Origin of the sequence: Actinomadura sp. NPDC049382 (genome assembly GCF_040677125.1) — a bacterium.
GTDB classification, from domain to species: domain Bacteria; phylum Actinomycetota; class Actinomycetes; order Streptosporangiales; family Streptosporangiaceae; genus Spirillospora; species Spirillospora geliboluensis.
In genome coordinates this window covers 22,504-41,935 of record NZ_JBFARO010000067.1, presented here as the reverse complement: position 1 = coordinate 41,935, position 19,432 = coordinate 22,504, and the positions used below count along the sequence as shown (strand labels likewise).

19 protein-coding genes and 1 pseudogene are annotated in these 19,432 nt (G+C 71.6%); 9 read left to right on the top strand and 11 right to left on the bottom strand.

From position 1 onward, the window contains the following. Window positions 1-180: 180 nt before the first annotated feature. Window positions 181-1,674, top strand: a complete 1,494-nt coding sequence (locus tag AB0K34_RS30155) for a protein kinase (protein ID WP_364552316.1) — start codon at window positions 181-183, stop codon at window positions 1,672-1,674. A gap of 13 nt (window positions 1,675-1,687) precedes the next feature. Here the strand turns inward: AB0K34_RS30155 and AB0K34_RS30150 are convergent, their stop codons facing one another. The 3 genes from AB0K34_RS30150 to AB0K34_RS30140 are packed head-to-tail and all read right to left on the bottom strand — an operon-like array spanning window position 1,688 to window position 4,609. Beyond that, the gene (locus AB0K34_RS30150) at window positions 1,688-2,296 is read right to left on the bottom strand and encodes a hemerythrin domain-containing protein (RefSeq protein ID WP_364552314.1); all 609 of its coding nucleotides are present in this window, start codon (window positions 2,294-2,296) and stop codon (window positions 1,688-1,690) included. 53 nt (window positions 2,297-2,349) lie between these two features. Beyond that, window positions 2,350-3,303 carry a DUF2637 domain-containing protein gene (locus AB0K34_RS30145; RefSeq protein ID WP_364552312.1) on the bottom strand — a complete coding sequence of 318 codons (954 nt, stop codon included), beginning with the start codon at window positions 3,301-3,303 and terminating at the stop codon, window positions 2,350-2,352. A 52-nt stretch (window positions 3,304-3,355) separates the two neighbouring features. After that, window positions 3,356-4,609: an FAD-dependent oxidoreductase gene (locus AB0K34_RS30140; RefSeq protein WP_364552310.1), complete on the bottom strand. Its 1,254-nt coding sequence runs from the start codon at window positions 4,607-4,609 to the stop codon at window positions 3,356-3,358. Between the two features lie 121 nt (window positions 4,610-4,730). On the opposite strand from AB0K34_RS30140, the gene AB0K34_RS30135 reads away from it, so the two are divergent. After that, window positions 4,731-6,245, top strand: coding sequence for a helix-turn-helix domain-containing protein (locus AB0K34_RS30135; RefSeq protein WP_364552308.1), 1,515 nt, complete (start codon window positions 4,731-4,733; stop codon window positions 6,243-6,245). 7 nt (window positions 6,246-6,252) lie between these two features. Here the strand turns inward: AB0K34_RS30135 and AB0K34_RS30130 are convergent, their stop codons facing one another. Further along, window positions 6,253-6,693: a VOC family protein gene (locus tag AB0K34_RS30130; protein WP_138640714.1), complete on the bottom strand. Its 441-nt coding sequence runs from the start codon at window positions 6,691-6,693 to the stop codon at window positions 6,253-6,255. 101 nt (window positions 6,694-6,794) lie between these two features. Between AB0K34_RS30130 and AB0K34_RS30125 the strand changes: the two genes are divergently transcribed. Beyond that, entirely contained in the window at window positions 6,795-7,388 is a 594-nt protein-coding gene (locus AB0K34_RS30125) for a TetR/AcrR family transcriptional regulator (protein WP_364552305.1), read from the top strand. Here AB0K34_RS30125 and AB0K34_RS30120 read toward each other — a convergent pair. Next, window positions 7,385-7,990: a DedA family protein gene (locus AB0K34_RS30120; protein ID WP_364552303.1), complete on the bottom strand. Its 606-nt coding sequence runs from the start codon at window positions 7,988-7,990 to the stop codon at window positions 7,385-7,387. The genes AB0K34_RS30125 and AB0K34_RS30120 overlap by 4 nt on opposite strands. A gap of 318 nt (window positions 7,991-8,308) precedes the next feature. Between AB0K34_RS30120 and AB0K34_RS30115 the strand changes: the two genes are divergently transcribed. The 3 genes from AB0K34_RS30115 (at window position 8,309) to AB0K34_RS30105 (ending at window position 12,398) form a co-directional block, all read left to right on the top strand. Then, window positions 8,309-9,454 (top strand): protein-L-isoaspartate O-methyltransferase, encoded by a 1,146-nt coding sequence (locus tag AB0K34_RS30115; protein ID WP_364552301.1) that lies wholly within the window; start codon window positions 8,309-8,311, stop codon window positions 9,452-9,454. 3 nt (window positions 9,455-9,457) lie between these two features. Next, window positions 9,458-10,633 (top strand): ATP-grasp peptide maturase system methyltransferase, encoded by a 1,176-nt coding sequence (gene tgmC, locus AB0K34_RS30110; protein WP_364552299.1) that lies wholly within the window; start codon window positions 9,458-9,460, stop codon window positions 10,631-10,633. A gap of 517 nt (window positions 10,634-11,150) precedes the next feature. Further along, complete coding sequence (locus AB0K34_RS30105) at window positions 11,151-12,398, top strand: DUF222 domain-containing protein (RefSeq protein WP_364552297.1); 1,248 nt, start codon at window positions 11,151-11,153, stop codon at window positions 12,396-12,398. A gap of 121 nt (window positions 12,399-12,519) precedes the next feature. Here AB0K34_RS30105 and AB0K34_RS30100 read toward each other — a convergent pair whose 3' ends face one another. Next, the gene (locus AB0K34_RS30100) at window positions 12,520-12,738 is read right to left on the bottom strand and encodes a hypothetical protein (protein WP_364552295.1); all 219 of its coding nucleotides are present in this window, start codon (window positions 12,736-12,738) and stop codon (window positions 12,520-12,522) included. On the opposite strand from AB0K34_RS30100, the gene AB0K34_RS30095 reads away from it, so the two are divergent. Further along, window positions 12,730-13,284, top strand: coding sequence for a hypothetical protein (locus tag AB0K34_RS30095; protein WP_171068872.1), 555 nt, complete (start codon window positions 12,730-12,732; stop codon window positions 13,282-13,284). The two genes, AB0K34_RS30100 and AB0K34_RS30095, sit on opposite strands and share 9 nt — an antisense overlap. A 52-nt stretch (window positions 13,285-13,336) precedes the next feature. Here the strand turns inward: AB0K34_RS30095 and AB0K34_RS30090 are convergent, their stop codons facing one another. The 3 genes and pseudogenes from AB0K34_RS30090 to AB0K34_RS30080 all read right to left on the bottom strand — a co-directional run bounded on the left by AB0K34_RS30090 (window position 13,337) and on the right by AB0K34_RS30080 (window position 15,934). Further along, window positions 13,337-14,317, bottom strand: coding sequence for an XRE family transcriptional regulator (locus AB0K34_RS30090; RefSeq protein ID WP_364552293.1), 981 nt, complete (start codon window positions 14,315-14,317; stop codon window positions 13,337-13,339). A gap of 118 nt (window positions 14,318-14,435) precedes the next feature. Beyond that, window positions 14,436-14,561, bottom strand: a pseudogene (locus AB0K34_RS30085) (GntR family transcriptional regulator); the annotation flags it as partial. A gap of 74 nt (window positions 14,562-14,635) precedes the next feature. Continuing rightward, entirely contained in the window at window positions 14,636-15,934 is a 1,299-nt protein-coding gene (locus tag AB0K34_RS30080; RefSeq protein WP_364552290.1) for an XRE family transcriptional regulator, read from the bottom strand. A 144-nt stretch (window positions 15,935-16,078) separates the two neighbouring features. On the opposite strand from AB0K34_RS30080, the gene AB0K34_RS30075 reads away from it, so the two are divergent. Together AB0K34_RS30075 and ddaH are read left to right on the top strand one after the other, a co-directional pair. Then, a complete protein-coding gene (locus AB0K34_RS30075) occupies window positions 16,079-16,558 on the top strand; it encodes an ATP-binding protein (protein ID WP_364552287.1) in 480 nt (159 codons plus the stop codon). A 110-nt stretch (window positions 16,559-16,668) separates the two neighbouring features. Continuing rightward, window positions 16,669-17,508, top strand: a complete 840-nt coding sequence (gene ddaH, locus AB0K34_RS30070; protein WP_138635039.1) for a dimethylargininase — start codon at window positions 16,669-16,671, stop codon at window positions 17,506-17,508. Between the two features lie 35 nt (window positions 17,509-17,543). Here the strand turns inward: ddaH and AB0K34_RS30065 are convergent, their stop codons facing one another. Both AB0K34_RS30065 and AB0K34_RS30060 read right to left on the bottom strand, forming a co-directional pair. Further along, window positions 17,544-18,782: an MFS transporter gene (locus AB0K34_RS30065; RefSeq protein WP_364552285.1), complete on the bottom strand. Its 1,239-nt coding sequence runs from the start codon at window positions 18,780-18,782 to the stop codon at window positions 17,544-17,546. Window positions 18,783-18,852: 70 nt separating this feature from the next. Further along, window positions 18,853-19,425, bottom strand: a complete 573-nt coding sequence (locus tag AB0K34_RS30060) for an XRE family transcriptional regulator (protein ID WP_138635036.1) — start codon at window positions 19,423-19,425, stop codon at window positions 18,853-18,855. Window positions 19,426-19,432 lie beyond the last annotated feature (7 nt).

Genomic DNA, 19,432 nt, shown 5'->3' with positions numbered 1-19,432 from the left:
GACCGCGCCGCTGACACGGGATCGGACACGGGCCATGACGACCATCGACCGGCAGCTCGTCGCGCCTCCCCCACGAGGCGAACACGCCCGCGGCGTCCCCCTCCGGCCCCTGGTACTTCACCGACTCGTGTGAGGGGAGTCGATATGATCACCGCTCCGGGGGACGCGTGAGGAGGGGTCGTGGCCGAGCGGATGGCCTTGCTGCCCACAGATCCGGACTCGGTCGGTCCCTACCGCCTTGAGCATCGGCTGGGCGCCGGCGGGCAGGGGACGGTCTACGCCGGTGCCTCGGCCACGGGCGAGACGGTGGCGGTCAAGCTGCTGCACCCGCACCTCTTCAGCAACGAGGTGGCGCGGACGCGGTTCGTCCGCGAGATGCAGATCGCCGAGCGGGTGGCGCCGTTCTGCACCGCGCAGGTGCTCGACAGCGGTGTCGAGGACGGCCGTCCCTACATCGTCAGCGAGTTCGTGGACGGCCCGTCCCTCCAGGCGTCGGTGCGCGACACCGGCCCGCGCGCGGGGGCGGCGCTGGAGCGGCTGGCGGTCAACACGGTGACGGCGCTGGCCGCGATCCACCGGGCCGAGGTGGTCCACCGCGACTTCAAGCCGGGCAACGTCCTGCTCGGGCCGGACGGGCCGGTCGTCATCGATTTCGGCATCGCCCGCGCCCTGGACCTCAACCAGTCGATCATCACCAGCCAGGCCGTCGGCACCCCCGGCTACATGGCGCCCGAGCAGCTCCGGGAGGACGAGACCGGCCCCGCGGCCGACATGTTCGCCTGGGGCGCGACCATGGTGTTCGCCGCGACCGGCAGGCGGGCCTTCGACGGCGGTTCGATCCCGGCGGTGATGCGGGCGATCCTGGAGGACGAACCGGACCTGGACGGCCTGCGGGCGCCGTTCGCCGCGATCGTCCGCGAGTGCCTGGCCAAGGACCCGGCCCGTCGTCCCATGGCCGCGCAGGTCGGCGAGCGGCTGCGCGACCTCCCGTCCCCCGTGTGGGAGGCCGGAGGCGCCGCGCCCGCCGAACCCGCGCCCCCGGAGCCGCAGGCGGTCGTCGTTGCTCCGGACACCGTTCACGACTCCGCATCGGAGGCGCCGGCGCGGGGCCGGAAAGGGCGTCGGCGCGCGCTCCTGATCGGTGCCGCCGTCGCGGCGTTCGTCGTGGCGCTGGGCGGCGGCTACATCCTGCTCCCGTCCGAGGGGGAGGGCGGGACGTCGGAGGCGTCCGAGACCCCGGATACCGCGAGGTCGTCCGGGGTGCCCGCCGCCGGGACGACCGGGCCTCCGGCGAGCCCGAGCGAGTCCGCGAGCCGCGGATCCGGGCCGTCGTCCGCGACGTCGAAGGCGCCGCCCGGCGGCCCGGCGCCCTCGACCGGCTCGGGCGGTCGCACGCCCCGGCCGTCCGCCAAGCCGTCCGAGCCGTCCGGCGGCGGCGGTACAGAGGAGAAGCCTCCCACCGGCCCGAAGACGCTGGGGACCATCTCGGCGACCGACGGCACCACCTACTGCCGGTCCCGTGGATACGCCGGCGCTGTCCGCGAGTACGGCGGCGACTACTCCTGCTACGGCGCGCCCGGCCGGACGACGGTCACCCTCAGCGAACTCTGCCGCTGGAAGTACCCGAACCACTCCAACGTCAAGGCCGACGGCACCACCTGCAAGTCCTCCTGACTCCGTCGCCGGATCAGGTGACGTTCCAGAGGTCGAGGGACGCGTAGGCGGGGCGCCACACGGTTTCGTAGGCGGTGCGGGCCTGCTCCGGGAGGAAGGCCAGCAACTTCGCGGCGAGTTCCGGGTCGGCGCCGTCCAGGAGCCAGGGGATGACGCGCGGGCCGTTCGGGCCGAGCTTCGCGCCGTGCACCTGGCCGAAGTTCGCGAAGTGCTCGGGCGGCAGGGTCTCGTCGATCAGCGGGAGCGCGGCCTCCTCCTCGTGCCTCAGGTGGCCGGTGAGGGCGGTGGCCAGGCGGTCGACGAGGGGGCCGAGGGGTTCGGCGCCGGCGTCGATCGCCTCGATGGCGGGGTCGATGGCGGCGTGTTCGGCCTCCATCGCGTCCATCAGGGCGAGCCCGTCCGGACGGTCGGCGAGGGCTTCGCGCATGGGCGGCCACAGGGCCTCGTCCTCGGCGGTGTGGTGGATGTGCAGGGCCGTCTTGAACAGGTCCCAGCCCTGTCCTTCCGCGAGGACGCGGCGCGCCTCGCCGTCCTCGCGGGCGGCGACCTTGGCGAGTTGCTCAAGCTCCCTCCGCAGCGCGTCGTGCATGACGTACATGGCGGTCCAGTCGTAGGTGGCCATGGAATCCCCTTCCGTTTCCCCATAGACGAAATCCGGGAGGGAAGTGTGACTCTTCAGGACGTCGGGGCCGGGCTGGAGAGGCGGCTGAGGAGGCGCTGGCCCTGGCGGGAGCTGATGTTGAGGCGGCGGCCGAGTTCGGCACCGGTGATGCCGGGCTCGGCGTCGATGATGGCGAGGGCGCGGGCCTCGTTGTCGGTCGCCACGCTGCGCGGGACGCTCGCCTTCTTCTGCTTCGGCGGAGCCGGAGGCGGCGGCGCAGGCGCAGGTTCGGGCTCGGGCGGAGGCGGGGGCGGAGGCGGGGCCGTGAGGGTGGTGACGCGGGTGAGGGCCTGGTCGAGCATGACGCCGTCCTTGAGCATCCAGACGACGTCCGCGGGGGCCTTCGACTTCCACTTGCGGCCGTAGTGGTCGTCCAGGAGGGCGAGGGCGTGGCGGCGGCGCTGCTCGGCCTGGAGGGCGTCGGGGTAGGACGTGATCTGCCACAGGACCATGCGGCGCCACAGGCGGAACGTGGAGAAGGGCGCCAGGATCCAGCGGGCGATGGGCACGCCTTCGCGGACGGTCCCGGCGGCGATCCCGGCGCGGCGGCGGATGGCATGCCGGACGGCCTCGATGAACGTGATGAACAGCACGGGCATGGCGGCGTGCATGACCATGCCGGTGACGTCGCCGTGCGCGGCGGAGATGTTGAGCCAGACGGTGGCGGCCGTGAAGGCGAACGCCATCCAGCGCAGCGCCGGCATGGGCATGGCCAGCCATTCCAGGAGCAGCGCGACGGAGACGAGGGCGAGGATGCCCAGGTCGACTCCGGCCGGGACGATCCACGCCTCGTCGCCGAACCACGGCTCGGCCACGTCCCGGACGGACGCGAACGAGCCGTATCCGCCCAGGCCGGCGAGGCCCGCGAAGAAGACGCCGCCGACCGCGGCCAGCACGCGCTGGGCCCGGGTCAGCGGCATCGTCGTCCGGTCCATCGCGTCCCTCCCGTCACGGGGTGTCTGGATCACCCCGTGACGGTAGCGCGCCGCCTCGGACGAAACCGGCAATATCCCCCAGTCGTCAGCGGAGCGGGTCGAACGGGTCGAGTTCCACCGGCCGCCGGCCCGTGACGATCTGCTCGGCGAGCAGCCGCCCGGTCGCCGGGCCGAGGGTGATGCCCCACATGCCGTGCCCGCCGGCGGCGAAGACGCGCGGCGAGCGGGTCGCGCCGATCAGCGGCAGGCCGTCGCGGGTGCAGGGGCGGGACCCGACCCACTCGTCCTGCCGGGCGCCGAGGTCGGCGCCGCGCAGCAGCGGCCGGGCGGCCTCGACGATCGCCTTGATCCGGCGCGGGTCGAGCGGGGCCTCCGGGGCGCGGAACTCCATCATCCCGGCGACGCGGAGCCGGTCGCCGAGCGGCGTGCAGGCGACGCGCTGGGCCGGGAAGTAGACGGGGCCGTCCGGGACGCGGTCCATCGGCACGCTGAAGCTGTAGCCGCGCCCCGCCTGGACGAGGGACCGCACGCCGAACTGCCGGGCGAGGTCGCCGAGCCACACGCCGCTCGCGAGCACCACCGTGTCGAACTGCTCGGAGTCGCTGCCCGTGGTGCGCACGGAGACGCTGCCCCGCTGGTGGCCGATCTCGGTGACGTCCGCGCCCGCGCGGATCTTGCCGCCCCGGTCGCGGACGGAGTCGGCGAGGGCGTGCACGAACGCGCCCGGGTTGACGAACCGCTGGCCGCGCAGCACGATCGCGGCGCCGATCTCGTCCGACAGGGCGGGCTCCAGGGCGCGGGCCTGGTCGCCGGTGAGGGCCTCGTACTCCAGTTCCTGGCCGGCCGCGCGGATGTGCTCGATCTCCTCCAGCAGGACGCGGCGCTCGGCGGCCGTCCGGTACGCGGCGAGGAAGGACCCGGCCTCGTTCGTCTCCGCCTTGACGCCGCCGTCCAGCAGCGCGTCGAAGCTCGGCAGCGCGCGGCCGTTGATCGGCACGAGCGACTCCATGGCGCGGCGCCACCGGGCGGCGGTGCTGTTGCGGGCGAACCCGGCGAGGAAGCGGAGCAGGCGCGGGTTCGCGCTCGGCGGGACGTAGACCGGCGAGGACGGGCTGAGCACCGCCCGGATGCCGTAGGAGAGGACGGCCGGCTCCGGCAGCGGGGTCGCCAGGCCGGGCGTGAGCCAGCCGGCGTTGCCCCAGGACGCGCCCGCGGCGACGTCCCGGCGGTCGAACACGGTGACGTCGGCGCCGTGCTCCTGCAGGAACCAGGCGGTGGACAGCCCGACCATGCCGGCGCCCACGACGGCGACTCGGCGCGGCGCTGCGTCGAGAGCCATGGCGACTCCTCTCCTCGCTGTTACGCGTGACACTTCGATGGTGCGCCGTGGTGAAGCCGTCGTCTCTGTCGCGATCGGCCAATCCGGTCGGGGCCCATCGTGCGAACGGCACAATGGACGCATGGTGAAGCTCGACGTGGCCGACCTCGTCGACTCGCTGGGGCTGCTCCGGCTGGTGACGCCGGGGCGCGGCGGGCAGGTCCACGACGTGGTGCTGGCGGAGCCGGGCGAGCCGGCCGGGCAGCCCGGCGAGATCGTCCTCGCCGTGGGCGTGACCGGCCCGGCCGAGGCCGTCGCGCTCCTGGAACGTGCCGACGCCGCGGGCGCGGAGGGCGTCGTCCTGAAGGCGCCCGTCGCGCCGGAGGTCGCCGAAGCCGCCGCCGGCCTGAAGCCCGCCGTCATCGAACTCCAGCCCGACACGTCCTGGACGCACGTCATCTGGCTGGTGCGGGGCGCCGTCGACCGCGCCTACGCGCCGCAGCCGTCCGGCATCCCCGACGACCTGTTCGCCCTGGCCGACACCGCCGCCGAGATCGCCGACGCGCCCGTCACCCTGGAGGACGCCCGCTCCCGCGTCCTCGCCTACTCCGGCCGCCAGGACACCACCGACCCGGCCCGCGTCTCCACGATCGTCGGACGCCGCGTCCCGCCGCAGGTCATCGCGCATCTCCGCGCCTGCGGGGTGTTCCGGAAACTGGCCCGCTCCTCCGACCCGATCCTCGTCCCCGCCGGGCCGGACGACATGCTGCCCCGCCTCGTCATCCCGGTGCGCGCGGGGGGCGAGTGGCTCGGCTCGATCTGGGTGGTCGCGCGGACGCCCATCTCACAGGACCGCGTCCGGCGCCTCACCGATCTGGCGTCCGTCGTGGCCCTGCACCTGCTGCGCCTGCGCGCCGAGGCGGGCGTGGCGCGCCGCGTGTCCGCCGACCAGTTGCGCACCGCCCTCCGCGACGGCACCCCCGTCCCGGCGGACCTCCCCTACCGGGCCGTGATCCTGGGCGGCGGCGAAGACCTCCGCCGCCGCCTCGACCTGTGGGAGGCCATCACCCACCGCTTCGGCTGGCACCGCCCCCTCCTCGCCGACCTGGACGGCGCCCTCTACGCCCTCCTCACCGATCCGCCCCGCACCCGGGGCGAAGCCGGGTCGACGCCGTGGCTGCGGACCGTCCTCACCGAGGTCCGCGCCCACGACCGCACCCTGTACGCGGCGGCGGGCGGCCCGGCCCGCTCCCCCGCCGACCTCCCCCGCTCCCGCGCGGAGGCCGCCGAACTCGACGCTCTCATCACGTCCGGTCGCCTCGCCCCCGGCCTTCTCCTGCTGGAGGACGTCTGGGACGCGGTCGTCATCGAACGCGCCCGCAAGGCGACCCGCGTCGAGGAGGGCCTCCTGGGCAGCCCCCTCCCGGCCCTGATCACTCACGACGAGAAGCACGGAACCGCCTTCCTCGCGACCCTCGCCGCCTGGCTGGACCACTACGGCGACCCGAAGGGCACGGCGGAGGCCCTGTCCGTCCACCCGAACACCCTGCGCTACCGCCTGCGCCGCATGGCCGAGGTGGCGCCGCTCGACCTGTCGTCCCCCCAGACGCGCCTGGCCCTACGTCTCCAGCTCACCGGTCTGGGAACAGACCCGTAGCCCCGGCCTAGGTTCCCGTGGTGCCGCCCTGCACGTACTGCTGGGCGTACTCCCCGGTCGCCGGGACGACGGTGATGACGTCGATCATGACGCCGTCCGGCGCCGCGACGATGAAGTGACGCTGGCCGAACTCCTCCGTGCGCAGGGAGAGGAGTTCAGGCAGGCCCGCCCCTTCGACCAGCCTGCGGTGCTCGGCGTCGACGTCGTCCACCTCGAAGTTGAGCAGGAGGCCGCCCTGGAGGGGCGTGCGGTGTCCTTCGGGGATGGTCGGGTGGGCGTGGTCGAGCAGGGCGAGTTCGTACTGCGGGGCGTCCGGGCGGCGGAGGCTGACGTACCAGTCGGCCTCGAAGGTCACCTCGAACCCGAAGTGCCGGACGTAGAAGCGCCGCGACGCCGCGACGTCGCGGGTGGCGATCACGGGGTAGAAGCCTCCGAGCTGGACTTTCATGAGCACGTCTCCATCCGTCCGTAGTACGATTTCACATACCCGAGGTATGTGAGACGGACGGTAGCATACCCTGGGTATGCGAAAGGGAGGGCGGACCGACGATGGCTGGCACGAGGGCCGAGCAGCGGGCGGCGACACGGCGGGCGCTCCTGGCCGAGGGACGCCGGAGGTTCGCCGCCGACGGCTACCACGACGTGGTCCTGGCCGAGGTGGCGCAGGCGGTCGGCGTCACCAAGGGGGCGGCCTACCACCACTTCGAAAGCAAGGCGGGGCTCTTCCGGGCCGTGGTCGCCGAGGTGCAGCAGGAACTCGGCGCGCGCGTCGCGGCCGCCGCCGACCAGCACGACGACCCCTGGGAGCAGCTGCGGGCGGGCTGCCGGGCCTTCCTCTCCGCCGGGACCGACCCCGTGGTGCGCCGCATCGTGCTGATCGACGCCCCGGCCGTCCTCGGCTGGGACGAATGGCGAGCGATGGACGAGGACTCCTCAGCCCGCCACCTAGCCGAAGCCCTTGAGGACCTCGTAAAAGCCGGAGTCATCACCGACCAGCCGGTAGAGCCGTTGGCCCGCTTGCTGTCCGGCGCCATGAACGAGGCCGCCCTATGGCTGGCCCGCTCACCGGCCCCGCACGCACTGGCGCAGACAGAGCAAGCATTGGACCGCCTACTGAACGGCCTGCGCACCCAAGACAACTAACGTGCGCGCCTGCGGCGGACGCGCCAGACGATGATGCCCACGACGACCACGCAGGCAACGACGATCGCGACGACGCGTCCGGCAACGTGCTCGATGCGGCTGTAGGCGGAGCCGGCGAAGTAGCCGAGCAGGGTGAAGCCGACGCCCCACAGCAGCCCGCCGGCGGCGTTGTACAGCAGGAACACGTGACGGGGCATCCGCGACATCCCCGCCAGCGCGGGCATGACCGCGCGGAAGAACGCGATGAACCGTCCGAGGAAGACGGCCACCCCGCCTCGGCGCTGGATCAGATCGCGGGCCTTGTCCACACGGTCGCGGTGGGGGCGGAGCATGCGGGTGTCCAGGATCGCCGGGCCGACCCGGCGGCCGATCATGTAGCCGACGAAGTCCCCGACGATCGCCGCCACGACCACGACCGCGCACAGCCAGACGATCGAGACCCGGTGCTGCCCGGCGATGACCCCGCCGAGGACGACGGCGGTCTCGCCGGGCAGCACGAAGCCGAAGAACAGGGCGTCCTCGCAGAACACCAGCCCGCCGACGACCCCGTACACGACCGGCCCGGACAGACCGCCCAACCAGGACGTGACCGAGTCGAGCACCTCTCCCCGCCCCCAATCCGGAGTCCCCCGCACCGGGACGGTTCCCCAGATCGCCCGGCCTAAGGCTCGTTCAGGTAGGCGAGTACGGCGCGGACGCGGCCGTTGGTGTCGTGCGAAGACCTCCCCCGCACGTGTCCCCATTGTCGTCTTGCCCCGCCCGTGAGCACTCCAATTCGATGAGTAGTGACAGCTCTGGAAGGGAGCACTGTGGGCAAGCACGATGAGAAGAAGGAAGGCGACGGCCGATGGGACAAGCCGATCCCGCCGCCGGACCCCAAGAGCCCGCCCGGGGGCGGGAAGCATGAGAAGGGCTCGTAGGTGGCCGACGCGGTTGAGTTGTCGGCCCGGCTCGTCTCCGCGCTCTCCGAGGCGGGGGAGATGACGCCGGAGTGGCGCGGACCGTTCGAGAAGGCGGCGCGGCACCGCTTCATTCCCGACACGGTGTGGGTCCAGGACGGCGACCTGCTGGTGCCGGTCGACCGGGCCGCCGACGAGGACGCGTGGCTTGAGCTGTGCTACCGCAACGACTTCGTGATCACGCAGGTGGACGACGGCGCCCCGTCCGCGCCGGGCGGAGCCGGGTACGAGATCACCAGTTCGGCCAGCCGCCCTGACGTGGTCGCCCAGATGCTCACGGCGCTGGAGGTCGCCCCGGGCATGTCGGTACTGGAGGTCGGCACCGGGACGGGATGGAACGCCGCGCTGCTGGCCGAGAGGCTCGGCCCCGGCCGGGTGACCTCGGTGGAGGTCGACCCCGCGGTGGCCGACCATGCCCGGCGAGCGCTCCAGAGGGCCGGATACGGCGTCACGGTGGTGACCGGGGACGGCGCGCTCGGATACGCACCGGACGCGCCGTTCGACCGGGTCATCGCAACGGCCGCGGCCGCTCGGGTGCCGTACGCGTGGGCGGAGCAGACTCGGCCCGGCGGACGGGTCCTGGTGCCGTGGACCACCGACTTCCACAACGGTGCGCTAGTGGCGTTCACGGTATCCAAGGACGGCACCATGCGAGGCCGGATCGTCGGCGACACGTCGTTCATGCGCCTGCGGTCCCAGCGCGGCAGGCGGGCCTTACTGGACCGTGACGTGCACAACGTCGCAGAAGCCCGCCGGTCCTCGACGGAGCTGCATCCCTACCAGGTGCTCGGCGAATACGACGCCTCGCTGGCGATCGGGCTCAGGGTGCCCCGCTGCAAGCCGATCGTCACCCATCACGGCGAGGCGTACACGGTGTGGCTGGTCGACCCCTGGTCGGGCTCGTGGGCGAGTCTGGAGCACGAGCCCGGCGCGGCGAAGTTCCCCGTCCGCCAATCGGGCGACCGCAACCTGTGGCAGGAGGTGGAGGCGGCCCTTCAGTGGTGGGACGGCCTCGGACGTCCCACCGCCGACCGCTGGGGCCTGACCGTCACACCCGACGCCCAGCACGTATGGCTCGACACCGAGAACCACCAGATCAGTCGATGACCGATGACGTCTTCGGCCACGGATACCGTACGGCTGCGAGCCGAGCTTGCCGGACGGCTCGCACTCGACGACCGGGCCTGGCGCGAGGCGGTGGGGGCCGTGCCTCGGCACCGGTTCATTCCGGGCTTCTATGCCGACTCCGGCGAGCGTTCCCGGGACGGGCTGACCGTCTGGGAGCCGGTCACCGAGGCCATCGACCGGGCGCGATGGCTGACGGCCGTCTACTCGGACACCACGCTGATCACCCAGTTCGACGGCGACGAGACCGACTGGGACCGTCCGGCCCCCAGGACCGGCGGGGCGCCGACCTCGTCGTCCACGCTGCCCTCCCTGGTGGTGCGCATGTGGGCCGACGCGGATGTCCAGAACGGCCAGAACATCCTAGAGATCGGCACCGGCACCGGCTACTCGACGGCGCTCGCGTGCGAGAGGCTCGGCGACAGTGGGGACGTCACATCCGTGGAGGTGGACGGCCACCGCCTGAGCCGGGCCGCGGCCGCGCTCTACGAGTGCGGCTACGCACCGGACCTCGCGGTGGCCGATGGGCTGTACGGGTACTGGCCGTGCGCCCCCTATGACCGGATCGTCGCCGCATGCTCGGTGCGCACCGTCCCGCGCGCCTGGCTCGCCCAGACACGGCCCGGCGGGAAGATCCTCACCACCTTGTCCGGCTGGCTGTACGGGTACGCGCGGGTGCTGCTGACCGTCCAGGACGACGGGACCGCCGAGGGACCGCTGCTGCCCGGGACCATCTCGTTCATGGCCGCACGAGTGCAGGAACGGCCGGAGCCGGGCAACCCGGCACACTGGGCGTCGCTCACACACGACGCCGAACCCCGCCCCGTCCGCCACAGCCCCGAGCGCCTCGACGATTCGACGGAGGACGGCTTCTCCGGACGTTTCCTCGCCCAGTTGGCCGCACCCAACGCGCAACTCACGCTGATGAACGGCACCGCGCAACTCATCGACGTCGCCACCGGCTCCACCGCCGCCTTCACCTCGGACGGCGTCCGCCAAGCGGGCCCTGTGCGCCTATGGGACGCCATCGAGGCGACCTGGGACGCCTGGGACCAAGCCGACCGCCCCGCCCTGGACACCTTCCGCCTGAGCATCGACAACGGAACCCAACGGATCCACCACCCCAGGACCCCCGCCCTGTCGTTCGCTTTGCCGAACTGACCCCCGGCGAGCGCCACTTCACCACTCAGCCCGGACAGCCGCAGATCAGCGGGGTTGCATATCATCGGTGGGTGGCTTCGTAGTGCTGTTGGACGGCGATGGCCTTGCCGAATTGGCCGGCCTGGCTGGGGCTGCCGCAGAGTTGCGGAGGGTTCGCCAGTTCTTAAGCATTCTTGAGCCGAGCGTTTGCGTTCGCCGCCTCGGAGCCTGACATGCGAGCGGGGGGATCGCCCCCGATGTCCAGAGGCTTGACCCGCCGGAATCCGGTAACGACCTGCACGTCCATCCAATGGCAGCGGTGCTCGGTCGAGTCGCGGCCTGCTCCGACCGCCTTTGTCAGATCACCCCATGCAGGACACACAACACGCGCTCAACAATCCGCAAGACAATGAAATCGAAATGCCCGAAATGAGGCATCCAAGATAACTGCGGGCAGCGATCATGAATCACAAGAAGAATCATGGTGGAATTTCGGATCGAAAGCACAAGCCGGCGCCCGTTCGGATACCATAGGAGCATGAGTTCAATTCCGCTCGATCTTGATGCCGCGTCCACCATTGAATTGGTGAACGCGGCCTCTGCGATCGCCGCTGAACTCGCCTCCCGCACCGCCCCCGACTCCCCAGCCGCCTGCCTGGAACTGGCCGAAGGACTCGCCGCCGCCACCGATCTGCAAGAGGCCGCGCTGGCTGGGTACGTCGGCGTGGTGGACGGCGCCCGGGAGGTGCAGCGGTGGGGTTTCCCCTCCACCCGGTCCTGGCTGCGGTCCCGCCTCGGCATGCGCGAAGCCCGCGCCAAGGAACGCCTGACCCTGGCCCGCCAACGGCACCGCCTGCCCGAGATGACCGGACGGTGGGCTGCCGGTGAGTTGTCGGCCGGGTACGCCGCCACCATCGCCGACGCCGTCACCCGGCTCGACGACACCGACTGCGGCAAGGCCGAGACCGTTCTGCTGGGCATGGTCGATCAGGGTTTCTCCGCCGGGAAGGTCGCCTCCTTCGGCAAGCGGATCCGTGACGTCATCGCCGAACGCGACGGGCGTGAGCAGGCCCCGGACGATGTGGCGCGGGGGTATGAGCGGTCGTGGATCGATTCGACGCGGTCGCTGGACGGCGGCCGCTACATCAAGGGCTGGCTCAACGCCGAAGACGCCGCGATCTGGGACGGCACTCTCGGGCCGCTGGCCAAACCCGCCGGAACCGACGACCACCGCGACCTGTCCGAACGCACCGCGGCAGCGCTGACCACGGTGCTGTCGGGCGGGCACAAGGCCACCAAGGTCACCGTCATCTGCGACCTGGACACCCTCACCGGCGGCACCACCCCCGCCCGCCTCACCGACGGCACCCCCATCCCCGCCGCCCAAGCCCGCCGCATCGCACTCGCGGCCGGAGTCTCACCCCTCCTCCTCGGCCAGGGGAACACCCCGCTCTACCTTGGGCACCGGGTGCGGTTCGCCACCGCCTCCCAACGCCAGGTCCTGGAGACCCTGTACTCCACCTGTGCGGTGCAGGGATGCGAAGTGCCCGGGACACTGTGCGAAGTCGACCACGTCCACGGCTGGGCCCTCGGCCACAGCCCCACCGACATCGACAAGCTTGCGCTCACCTGCGGGTGGCACAACCGGTACAAACACAGCAACGCCGATCGGCTCCATATCACCAAGGCGCAGGACGGCCGCTACACCTACCGCCTCCACCCACCCGGGGCCGGGCCCCTCCACAAGCTAAGACGCCCACCACCCACATGGCCCCAGGCCGCCTGATCAACAGACCGCTTGATCAACAGACCGACGCCCACGCGGGCGGTGCCCCACGCGATTCGTGCGGAGCACTCCTCACCCGCGTCCCCTGGCTCGATCGCCAATATGCCGGACAAGCCCGCGCTCACTCGCAAGAGTCCGGTCCGCTCATGCGCGGATTCAGCCGATCGAGCAGCCGTCCGACGGCGATGATGTCGGCCGTCAGGTCGCCGATCAACGCACCCGCCGGACGAACCCTGAGCTGCTGATCGTGATCTTGTAGGTGGGGCTGGGGTCTGGCGGTCGGATCGATATCGGATCGCGTGAGGTGGCCGGCCGCTGGCACGCTGCCCCCATGGATCATGCGGAAGTGCTGCTCATCGGAGGACGAGCTGGTGTCGGCAAGACGACGGTGGGGTGGGAGGTCTCGGCGCTGCTGCGCTCCGAGGCGGTCGCTCACGCGATCATTGATGGCGACTTCATGGGGCAGGTGCATCCGGCGCCGGCGGGAGACCCTCACCGCGAAGAGATCACCGAGAGCAACCTGACCGCCGTGTGGGCGAACTTCGCCCAGCGCGGCTACCGACGCCTGATCTATACGAACACCATGAGCGTGCTGCCAGAGGCGACGGGCATGTTCGAGCGTGCCATGGGGGCCGGAGTGGGGATCATACGGGTTCTCCTCACCGCCTCCGATGCCACCGCCCGCGAGCGGCTGGTGGGCCGGGAGCTCGGCTCAGAGCTGGAGCAGGAGTTGGAGGGAAGTGTCCGCAAGGCACGGCTCCTGGACCAGCGGGCCCCCGCGGAGACCGTGCGAGTGGCGACGGACGGACGGCTCGTCGTGGACATCGCGCGTGAGGTAGTCGCCGCCACTGGTTGGGCCGGGCCTCACTTCGCCCACAGATCGTGATCGTGTTGGTGGGCTGGTCCGGGAACCGGCGCGCATGCGCACTCGGCCTGGCTCAGGCCGACGTGAGGGCGCGGAGTTCGCGGGCTGCGGGTAGGGCCTGTGCTTGGGCGGGGAGGGTGCGCAGGATCTGGCCGGTCATGCGCCGTCGCGCCGGGCTCAGCGGTAGTTCCTGAAGGGTCGCCAGTGTGCGGTCGAGCCCCGTGTCGACCTCGCGGCTTGTGATCATGCCCATCGCGTCGATCATCTTGAGGTTGGCGACCGGGCCGAGAGTGCCGGGCGGGTAGAGCGCCAGGGCGTCGTCCACCGCCTTCCGGGCGCGGGCGTCACCGAGCAGGGTGTAGACGTACGCCTCGTTCCAGCGGAACCGGGCTTCGCTCCATCCGAAGGTGGCCGGGTCGCTCGTCACAGAGTTCGGCAGGTTCTCGAAGACCTCTGAGAGTTCGTGCATCGTCCGGCGAGCCGTGGCCTTGTCGCCGTGCTCTGCGGCGAGGCTGGCGCGCACGGCGTAGGCCCTCGGTAGTCCGCCGTTGGGCGTTCCACCCGAAATTCGTATGGCCTCTGTGGTGCGAGCGCTGATCTCCTGCGGTGAGAGCCCGAACCAGAATGCCTCTTCGGCTTCCCGTGCCCGCACCCATACCTTCAGGTCGCGATCGCCGGACGCGTCGGCGGCTCGGCGGGCCGTGCCCCACGTCAGGCGGGCGCCCCTGCGGTTTCCGATGTCGCCGAACTCGATGGCCAGAAGAGCGGAAAGGCCCGCGCTGACGCGAAGCAAGTCCGCCCGCTGCGCGTCGTCGCGCTTGAGCAGTTCCCCGACGCCGATGATGTCGGCGGTCAGATCGTTGATCAGCGAGCCGACCGGCTGCCGGTTGATCAGGAAACCGTACTCACGTACCGCGCTCTCCCATTCACCGATGTCGACCGGCCGGTCCAGGGCGCGGTCGATGCCGGCGAGGATTTCTTCCAGGGTTCCCGGTGGGACGGCGGCCCCGGCGCCCAGGGCGGCGATCAGCTGGAGTGCGGCGCGACGCTTCACGTCATCGTCCCCATCGTCCGGAAGAGGGCTCGGGGCTACGAGTACCCATCCGGATAACCGAGGACTCTCTCAGCGCCGCTCAGAGCAGGGACTTGAGGTTGTACTTTCCTTACCGCGTTCAAGGACGATCTGCCGGGTCCACGACGAATGTGCCGCGACCGACCACGCCTCGGACGACGCCTTTCTCACGCAGGACGCCCAACGCCTCGACCGCCGTCCGGCGCGACACCCCGAACTCATCGGAAAGGGCGGCGCCGCGGCCCCCACACCGCCGGCATCACACGACCTGCGGCCTATCAGGCTTTAACTCGGCTGGGCTCAGGCGGGCGTGAGGGCGCGGAGTTCGCGGGCTGCGGGTAGTGCCCGGGCTTGCGCGGGGAGGGCGGCGAGGACATGGCTCGCGAGTGTTCCCGTGCCGGCGGCAGAATAATCAGGGTGTTCCTGCAGCGCCGATATGGCTTCTTGCAGACCGGTGTCTATTTCTCGGTCCCGGACGAGCGCCTCGGCTCGCATCAGTGACAGGTTCTTGATCGGCGCGAGGGAGCCTGCCGGGTAGGAGGCGATCGCCCGTTCGAGCGTGGCCACAGCTTGAGAGCGCCCGGTGCGTGTCAGGACATATGATTCCGCCCACCGAAACTGGCTCTCACGGTACGCCAGGACGGTTTGGGCCCCGCCGGGCAACCGCCCGGCCACGTCCTTGACCTTGTTCAGCGATTCGAGCGCGGTGCGCTCGTCCCCGACGTCTGCCGCCAGATAGGCGCGGGCGGCGAATGCGCGAGCCAGGCCGGGGGTGGCCGCTCCCTCCGCGAGACCGACCGCCTCATCGATCAGGCCGACGACCACCCGATGCGGCCTTCCCGCCCAGAGAGCATCCTGTGCCGCTCTTCCGCGCGTCCATACCCGGAGTTCGCGATCACCGGACGCGTCGGCCGCACGGTGAGCGGTGCCCCAGGCGATCCGAGCAGAACGCTCCTCACCGGCGTCACCCAGCTCGATCGCCAAGATGCCGGACAAGCCCGCGCTCACCCGTAGAAGGCCGGTGCGCTCGTGCGCGGTGCGGCTCCGGTCGAGTAGGCGTCCCACGGCGACGATGTCAGCGGTGAGCCCGCCGATCAACGCCCCGGCAGGCTGGAGCATGATCCGCTGGCCGTACTCATAAACCGCTTGTTCCCATTCGTCGAGGTCGACGGCGTGGTCCGTGGCGCGGTCGATGCCGGCGAGGATTTCTTCCAGGGTTCCCGGTGGGACGGCGGCCCCGGCGCCCAGGGCGGCGATCAGCTGGAGTGCGGCGCGACGCTTCACGTCATCGTCCCCATCGTCGGGAATAGGGCTCGGGTTTACGGTACCCATCGGCTGATCAGTCGATTCCTGGCCGAAGAGGTCCCTTTCGTCCATTCCGAAGGCCGTGGCGTAGGCGGAGCCCCAGTCGGACGGGAACACCTCGCCTTTCTCATGGCGGTTGATCTGCCGGGAGAGGTTCTTGACCTGGCTCGGGTCCGGATGGTCGATGCCGGCGGCGGCGTACAGGCGGCGGGCCGCCTTGAACGGGCCCCAGCCGCGGGCGCGGCGTTCGGCTTCGAGGCGTGCCGCCCATTGTGGGCGCGGCTTGTCAGTCATGGGGACGGGCACCCTTCGACCGGGGAGGCGGGCGGACATGTGTCCCTCCAACACCTCCATTGTCGCCTTTCTCGGACCGTGTGCGCACGGTTTCACTGAGTTACGCGGGACATTCGCGTCCCCGAGACGAGGGAGGTCGAGGCAATGTACGGGCGTCTGGGCGCCGCGCTGCGGCGGGGCGGCATCACGCGGGCGAGTCAGGGGTCGCGGACGTATGTGTGGCCGCTCGGGGAGCGGGCGCCGGGGGCTGCGCGGCGGGCGGTGCGGGCGGCGCTGGCCGGGTGGGGTGTCGCGGAGTGCGACATCGACGTGGCGGAGCTGCTGACGTCCGAGGTCGTCACCAACGCCGTCCGGCATGGGCGGGTGAGCGGCGTCGTCAAGGTGCGGGTGCGGGTGATGGACGGGCGGCTGCGGGTGGACGTGACCGATCCGGAGCCGGGGCTGCCCCGTGTCATGGCCGCGTCCGACACCGATGAGGGGCATCGCGGCATGGCGATCGTCGCGGGGTGCGCCGATGCGTGGGGCTGGTACCCGGTGGCGGGTGGCAAGAGTGTGTGGTGGACGCAGGTGCTCGACGGCGGCAGCGGGCGGGGGTGCGCAACGAAGAGCCGTCCAAGGGGGTGAAGACGCAACGAAGTGGCAGGTCATCGCAATGTTGGCGCATTGGATCGCGCGGCGTTGCTTCCTAGGCTTCCGGTTGAGTGATCCCCCTTCGGACGTCCTTGGAGACACGTATGACCGTCATGCCGGCAATGGAGCCGAGCACCGTCCGGACCGCGCTGCGGCGGCACTTCCTGATGTGCCGGCCCGAGCACTTCGCCGTGACCTACGCGATCAACCCCTGGATGGATCCGGCGGCCGGGGCCGACGCGGCGCGGGCCGTCGAGCAGTGGGAGGGCCTGCGGGCCGCGTATCTGTCGCTCGGGCACGAGGTGAGCCTGATCGACCCGGTCGCGGGGCTGCCGGACATGGTGTTCGCGGCGAACGGCGCGCTGGTCGTCGGGGGGCGGGTGTACGGGGCGAAGTTCACGCATCCGGAGCGGCACGCGGAGGGGCCCGCGTACGCGAACTGGATGCGGGAGAACGGGTTCGCGGAGGTGCTGGAGCCCCGGCACACCAACGAGGGCGAGGGCGACTTCCTCACGCTCGACGACGTGATCCTGGCGGGGACGGGGTTCCGGACGGACGTGGCCGCCCACCAGGAGGCGCAGGAGTTCCTCGGGCGGCCCGTGGTGACGCTCCGGCTCGTCGACCCGCGCTTCTACCACCTGGACACGGCGCTGTTCCCGCTCGGCGGCGGCAACGTCGCCTACTACCCCGGCGCGTTCTCGCCGGGCAGCCGGGCGGTGCTGGAGCGGCTGTTCCCGGACGCGATCATCGCGGGCGAGGACGACGCGGCCGTGCTGGGGCTGAACGCGGTGTGCGACGGCCGCAACGTCGTCATCAACGCCGAGGCGACCGGGTTGATCCGGACGCTGGAGACGCACGGCTACGAGCCCGTTCCGGTTGATCTGTCCGAGCTGCGCAAGGCGGGCGGCGGGCCGAAGTGCTGCACGCTGGAGCTGCGCGGCTGAGCGCGGTGCCGGCCGCACGGTGCCGGCCCCGGGGGTCAGCTCCGGGGCCGGCGGCGCGTGGGCAGGCCGAGGTGGCGGCGGGCCAGGGTCCGGGTGCGCAGGACGCCGGCGACGCCGATCGCCCAGATGCCGATCTGGACGGTCCACGCGGCCCGGAACGCCTCGGGCGTGAACTCGCCGTCGGGTGACAGGGCGTCCAGGACGATGCCGATCAGCAGGATGGTGACGAGGGACGCGACGAAGCCGCCGACGTTGACGATGCCGGTGGCGGTGCCCTGCCGGCCGGGCGGGTTGAACGTGCGGGCGTAGTCGAAGCCGATCATGGAGCCGGGGCCGCCGGGCGCGACGCACAGGACGAGCAGGACGAGCAGCCAGGCGGGGGCGGGCGGCGGCCAGGCGAGGACCGCCGCCCAGGCCGCGACGTTCATCCCGACGATGCCGAGGACGAGCCAGGAGCGGCGCAGCGGGTAGCGGGCGACGAGCCGTCCGATGAAGGGCCCGGAGATGACGTTGACCAGCACGAACAGCGTCAGGAGGGTGGACGCGGCGGCCGGTTTCATGCCCTGGCCCGACACCAGGTACGGGTAGCCCCACATGAGCGCGAAGGTGTTGGACGAGAACTGCGTCACGAAGTGCGACCAGAGGCCGAGGCGGGTGCCGGGGTGGCGCCAGGCTTCGACGAGGTTGGTGCCGGTCTCGCGGAGGGTGGGGACGTCGGCGCGGCCGGGTCCGTCCCGCAGGAAGGCGATGGACAGCACCGCCATGAGGACGCCGAGGGCGGCGGCCGATCCGAAGGCGGTGCTCCAGCCGGGGCCGTGCAGGAGCGCGACGAGCGGGATGGCGCTGAGCACCTGCCCGAGCTGCCCGAGCTGCCCGGTGAGCTGGGTGACGACGGGGACGTACCGTCCGGGGAACCAGGTCGCGACGATGCCGAGGACGCTGATGAACGTCATCGCGTCGCCGGCGCCGACCATGACGCGGGCGGCGACGGCCGTGCCGATGCCGGTGGAGACGGCCATGAGCGCCTGCCCGCCGGCCATGAGCAGCGCGCCGCCGGCGACCATCCGGCGCGGGCCGACGCGGTCGAGCAGCAGGCCCACGGGGACCTGGAGGCCCGCGTAGACGAGCAACTGCAGGACGGTGAAGGACGCGAGGATCCCGGCGGACGCGTCGAACCGGTGGACCGCGTCCAGGCCGACGACGCCGAACGAGGTGCGGTGCAGGACCGCGACCGCGTAGGCGAGGACGCCGATGCTCCACAGCACCCACGCCACGGGGGCGGCCTTACGGCGTTCTGGGCGTTCCTGGGGAGGTTGGGCGGTCTGCACGGATACCCAATTTATGTCACTTCTGTCGGGGTCTTGCCCGCAGGTGCATGCGCTCCCCCTGCGGCCCGAACAGGCTGAGCACCTCGGCCGGGCCGCCCGCGCCGCCGAACCAGTGCGGCAGCCGGGTGTCGAACTCGGCGGCCTCCCCCGGCTCCAGGATCATGTCGCGGCCGGCGAGGTGGAGGCGCAGCCGCCCGTTCAGCACGTACAGCCAGTCGTAGCCCTCGTGCGTCTGCGGCTCGTCCGTCCAGCGGCGCTCCGGGACGATCATCTTGAACGCCTGCAGCCCGCCGGGCCGCCGGGTCAGCGGCAGCACGGTCATGTCGCCCATCTTCTTCGGGCGCGGCCTGATCCGCGGGTCGCCGACGGCGGGCGCGCCGACCAGCTCGTCCAGCGGGACGCCGTGCGCCTGCGCGAGCGGCAGCAGCAGTTCCAGGCTCGGCCGCCGCTTGCCCGACTCCAGCCGCGACAGCGTGCTCACCGAGATGCCGGTGGCCTCGGCGAGCGCGGTCAGCGTGATGTCGCGCTCCTGCCGCAGCCTGCGCAGCCGCGGTCCGACTCCGGCGAGGACGTCCTCGGTCGTCTCCATGGCTCTA

Coding starts and splice junctions, on each gene's coding strand:
- AB0K34_RS30100 (WP_364552295.1), bottom strand. CDS start 12,738: ATGATCCATGGGGGCAGCGTGCCAGCGGCCGGCCACCTCACGCGATCC.
- AB0K34_RS30125 (WP_364552305.1), top strand. CDS start 6,795: ATGGCTGGCACGAGGGCCGAGCAGCGGGCGGCGACACGGCGGGCGCTC.
- AB0K34_RS30135 (WP_364552308.1), top strand. CDS start 4,731: ATGGTGAAGCTCGACGTGGCCGACCTCGTCGACTCGCTGGGGCTGCTC.
- AB0K34_RS30105 (WP_364552297.1), top strand. CDS start 11,151: ATGAGTTCAATTCCGCTCGATCTTGATGCCGCGTCCACCATTGAATTG.
- AB0K34_RS30150 (WP_364552314.1), bottom strand. CDS start 2,296: ATGGCCACCTACGACTGGACCGCCATGTACGTCATGCACGACGCGCTG.
- tgmC (WP_364552299.1), top strand. CDS start 9,458: ATGACGTCTTCGGCCACGGATACCGTACGGCTGCGAGCCGAGCTTGCC.
- AB0K34_RS30060 (WP_138635036.1), bottom strand. CDS start 19,425: ATGGAGACGACCGAGGACGTCCTCGCCGGAGTCGGACCGCGGCTGCGC.
- AB0K34_RS30075 (WP_364552287.1), top strand. CDS start 16,079: ATGTACGGGCGTCTGGGCGCCGCGCTGCGGCGGGGCGGCATCACGCGG.
- AB0K34_RS30130 (WP_138640714.1), bottom strand. CDS start 6,693: ATGAAAGTCCAGCTCGGAGGCTTCTACCCCGTGATCGCCACCCGCGAC.
- AB0K34_RS30080 (WP_364552290.1), bottom strand. CDS start 15,934: ATGACTGACAAGCCGCGCCCACAATGGGCGGCACGCCTCGAAGCCGAA.
- ddaH (WP_138635039.1), top strand. CDS start 16,669: ATGACCGTCATGCCGGCAATGGAGCCGAGCACCGTCCGGACCGCGCTG.
- AB0K34_RS30140 (WP_364552310.1), bottom strand. CDS start 4,609: ATGGCTCTCGACGCAGCGCCGCGCCGAGTCGCCGTCGTGGGCGCCGGC.
- AB0K34_RS30095 (WP_171068872.1), top strand. CDS start 12,730: ATGGATCATGCGGAAGTGCTGCTCATCGGAGGACGAGCTGGTGTCGGC.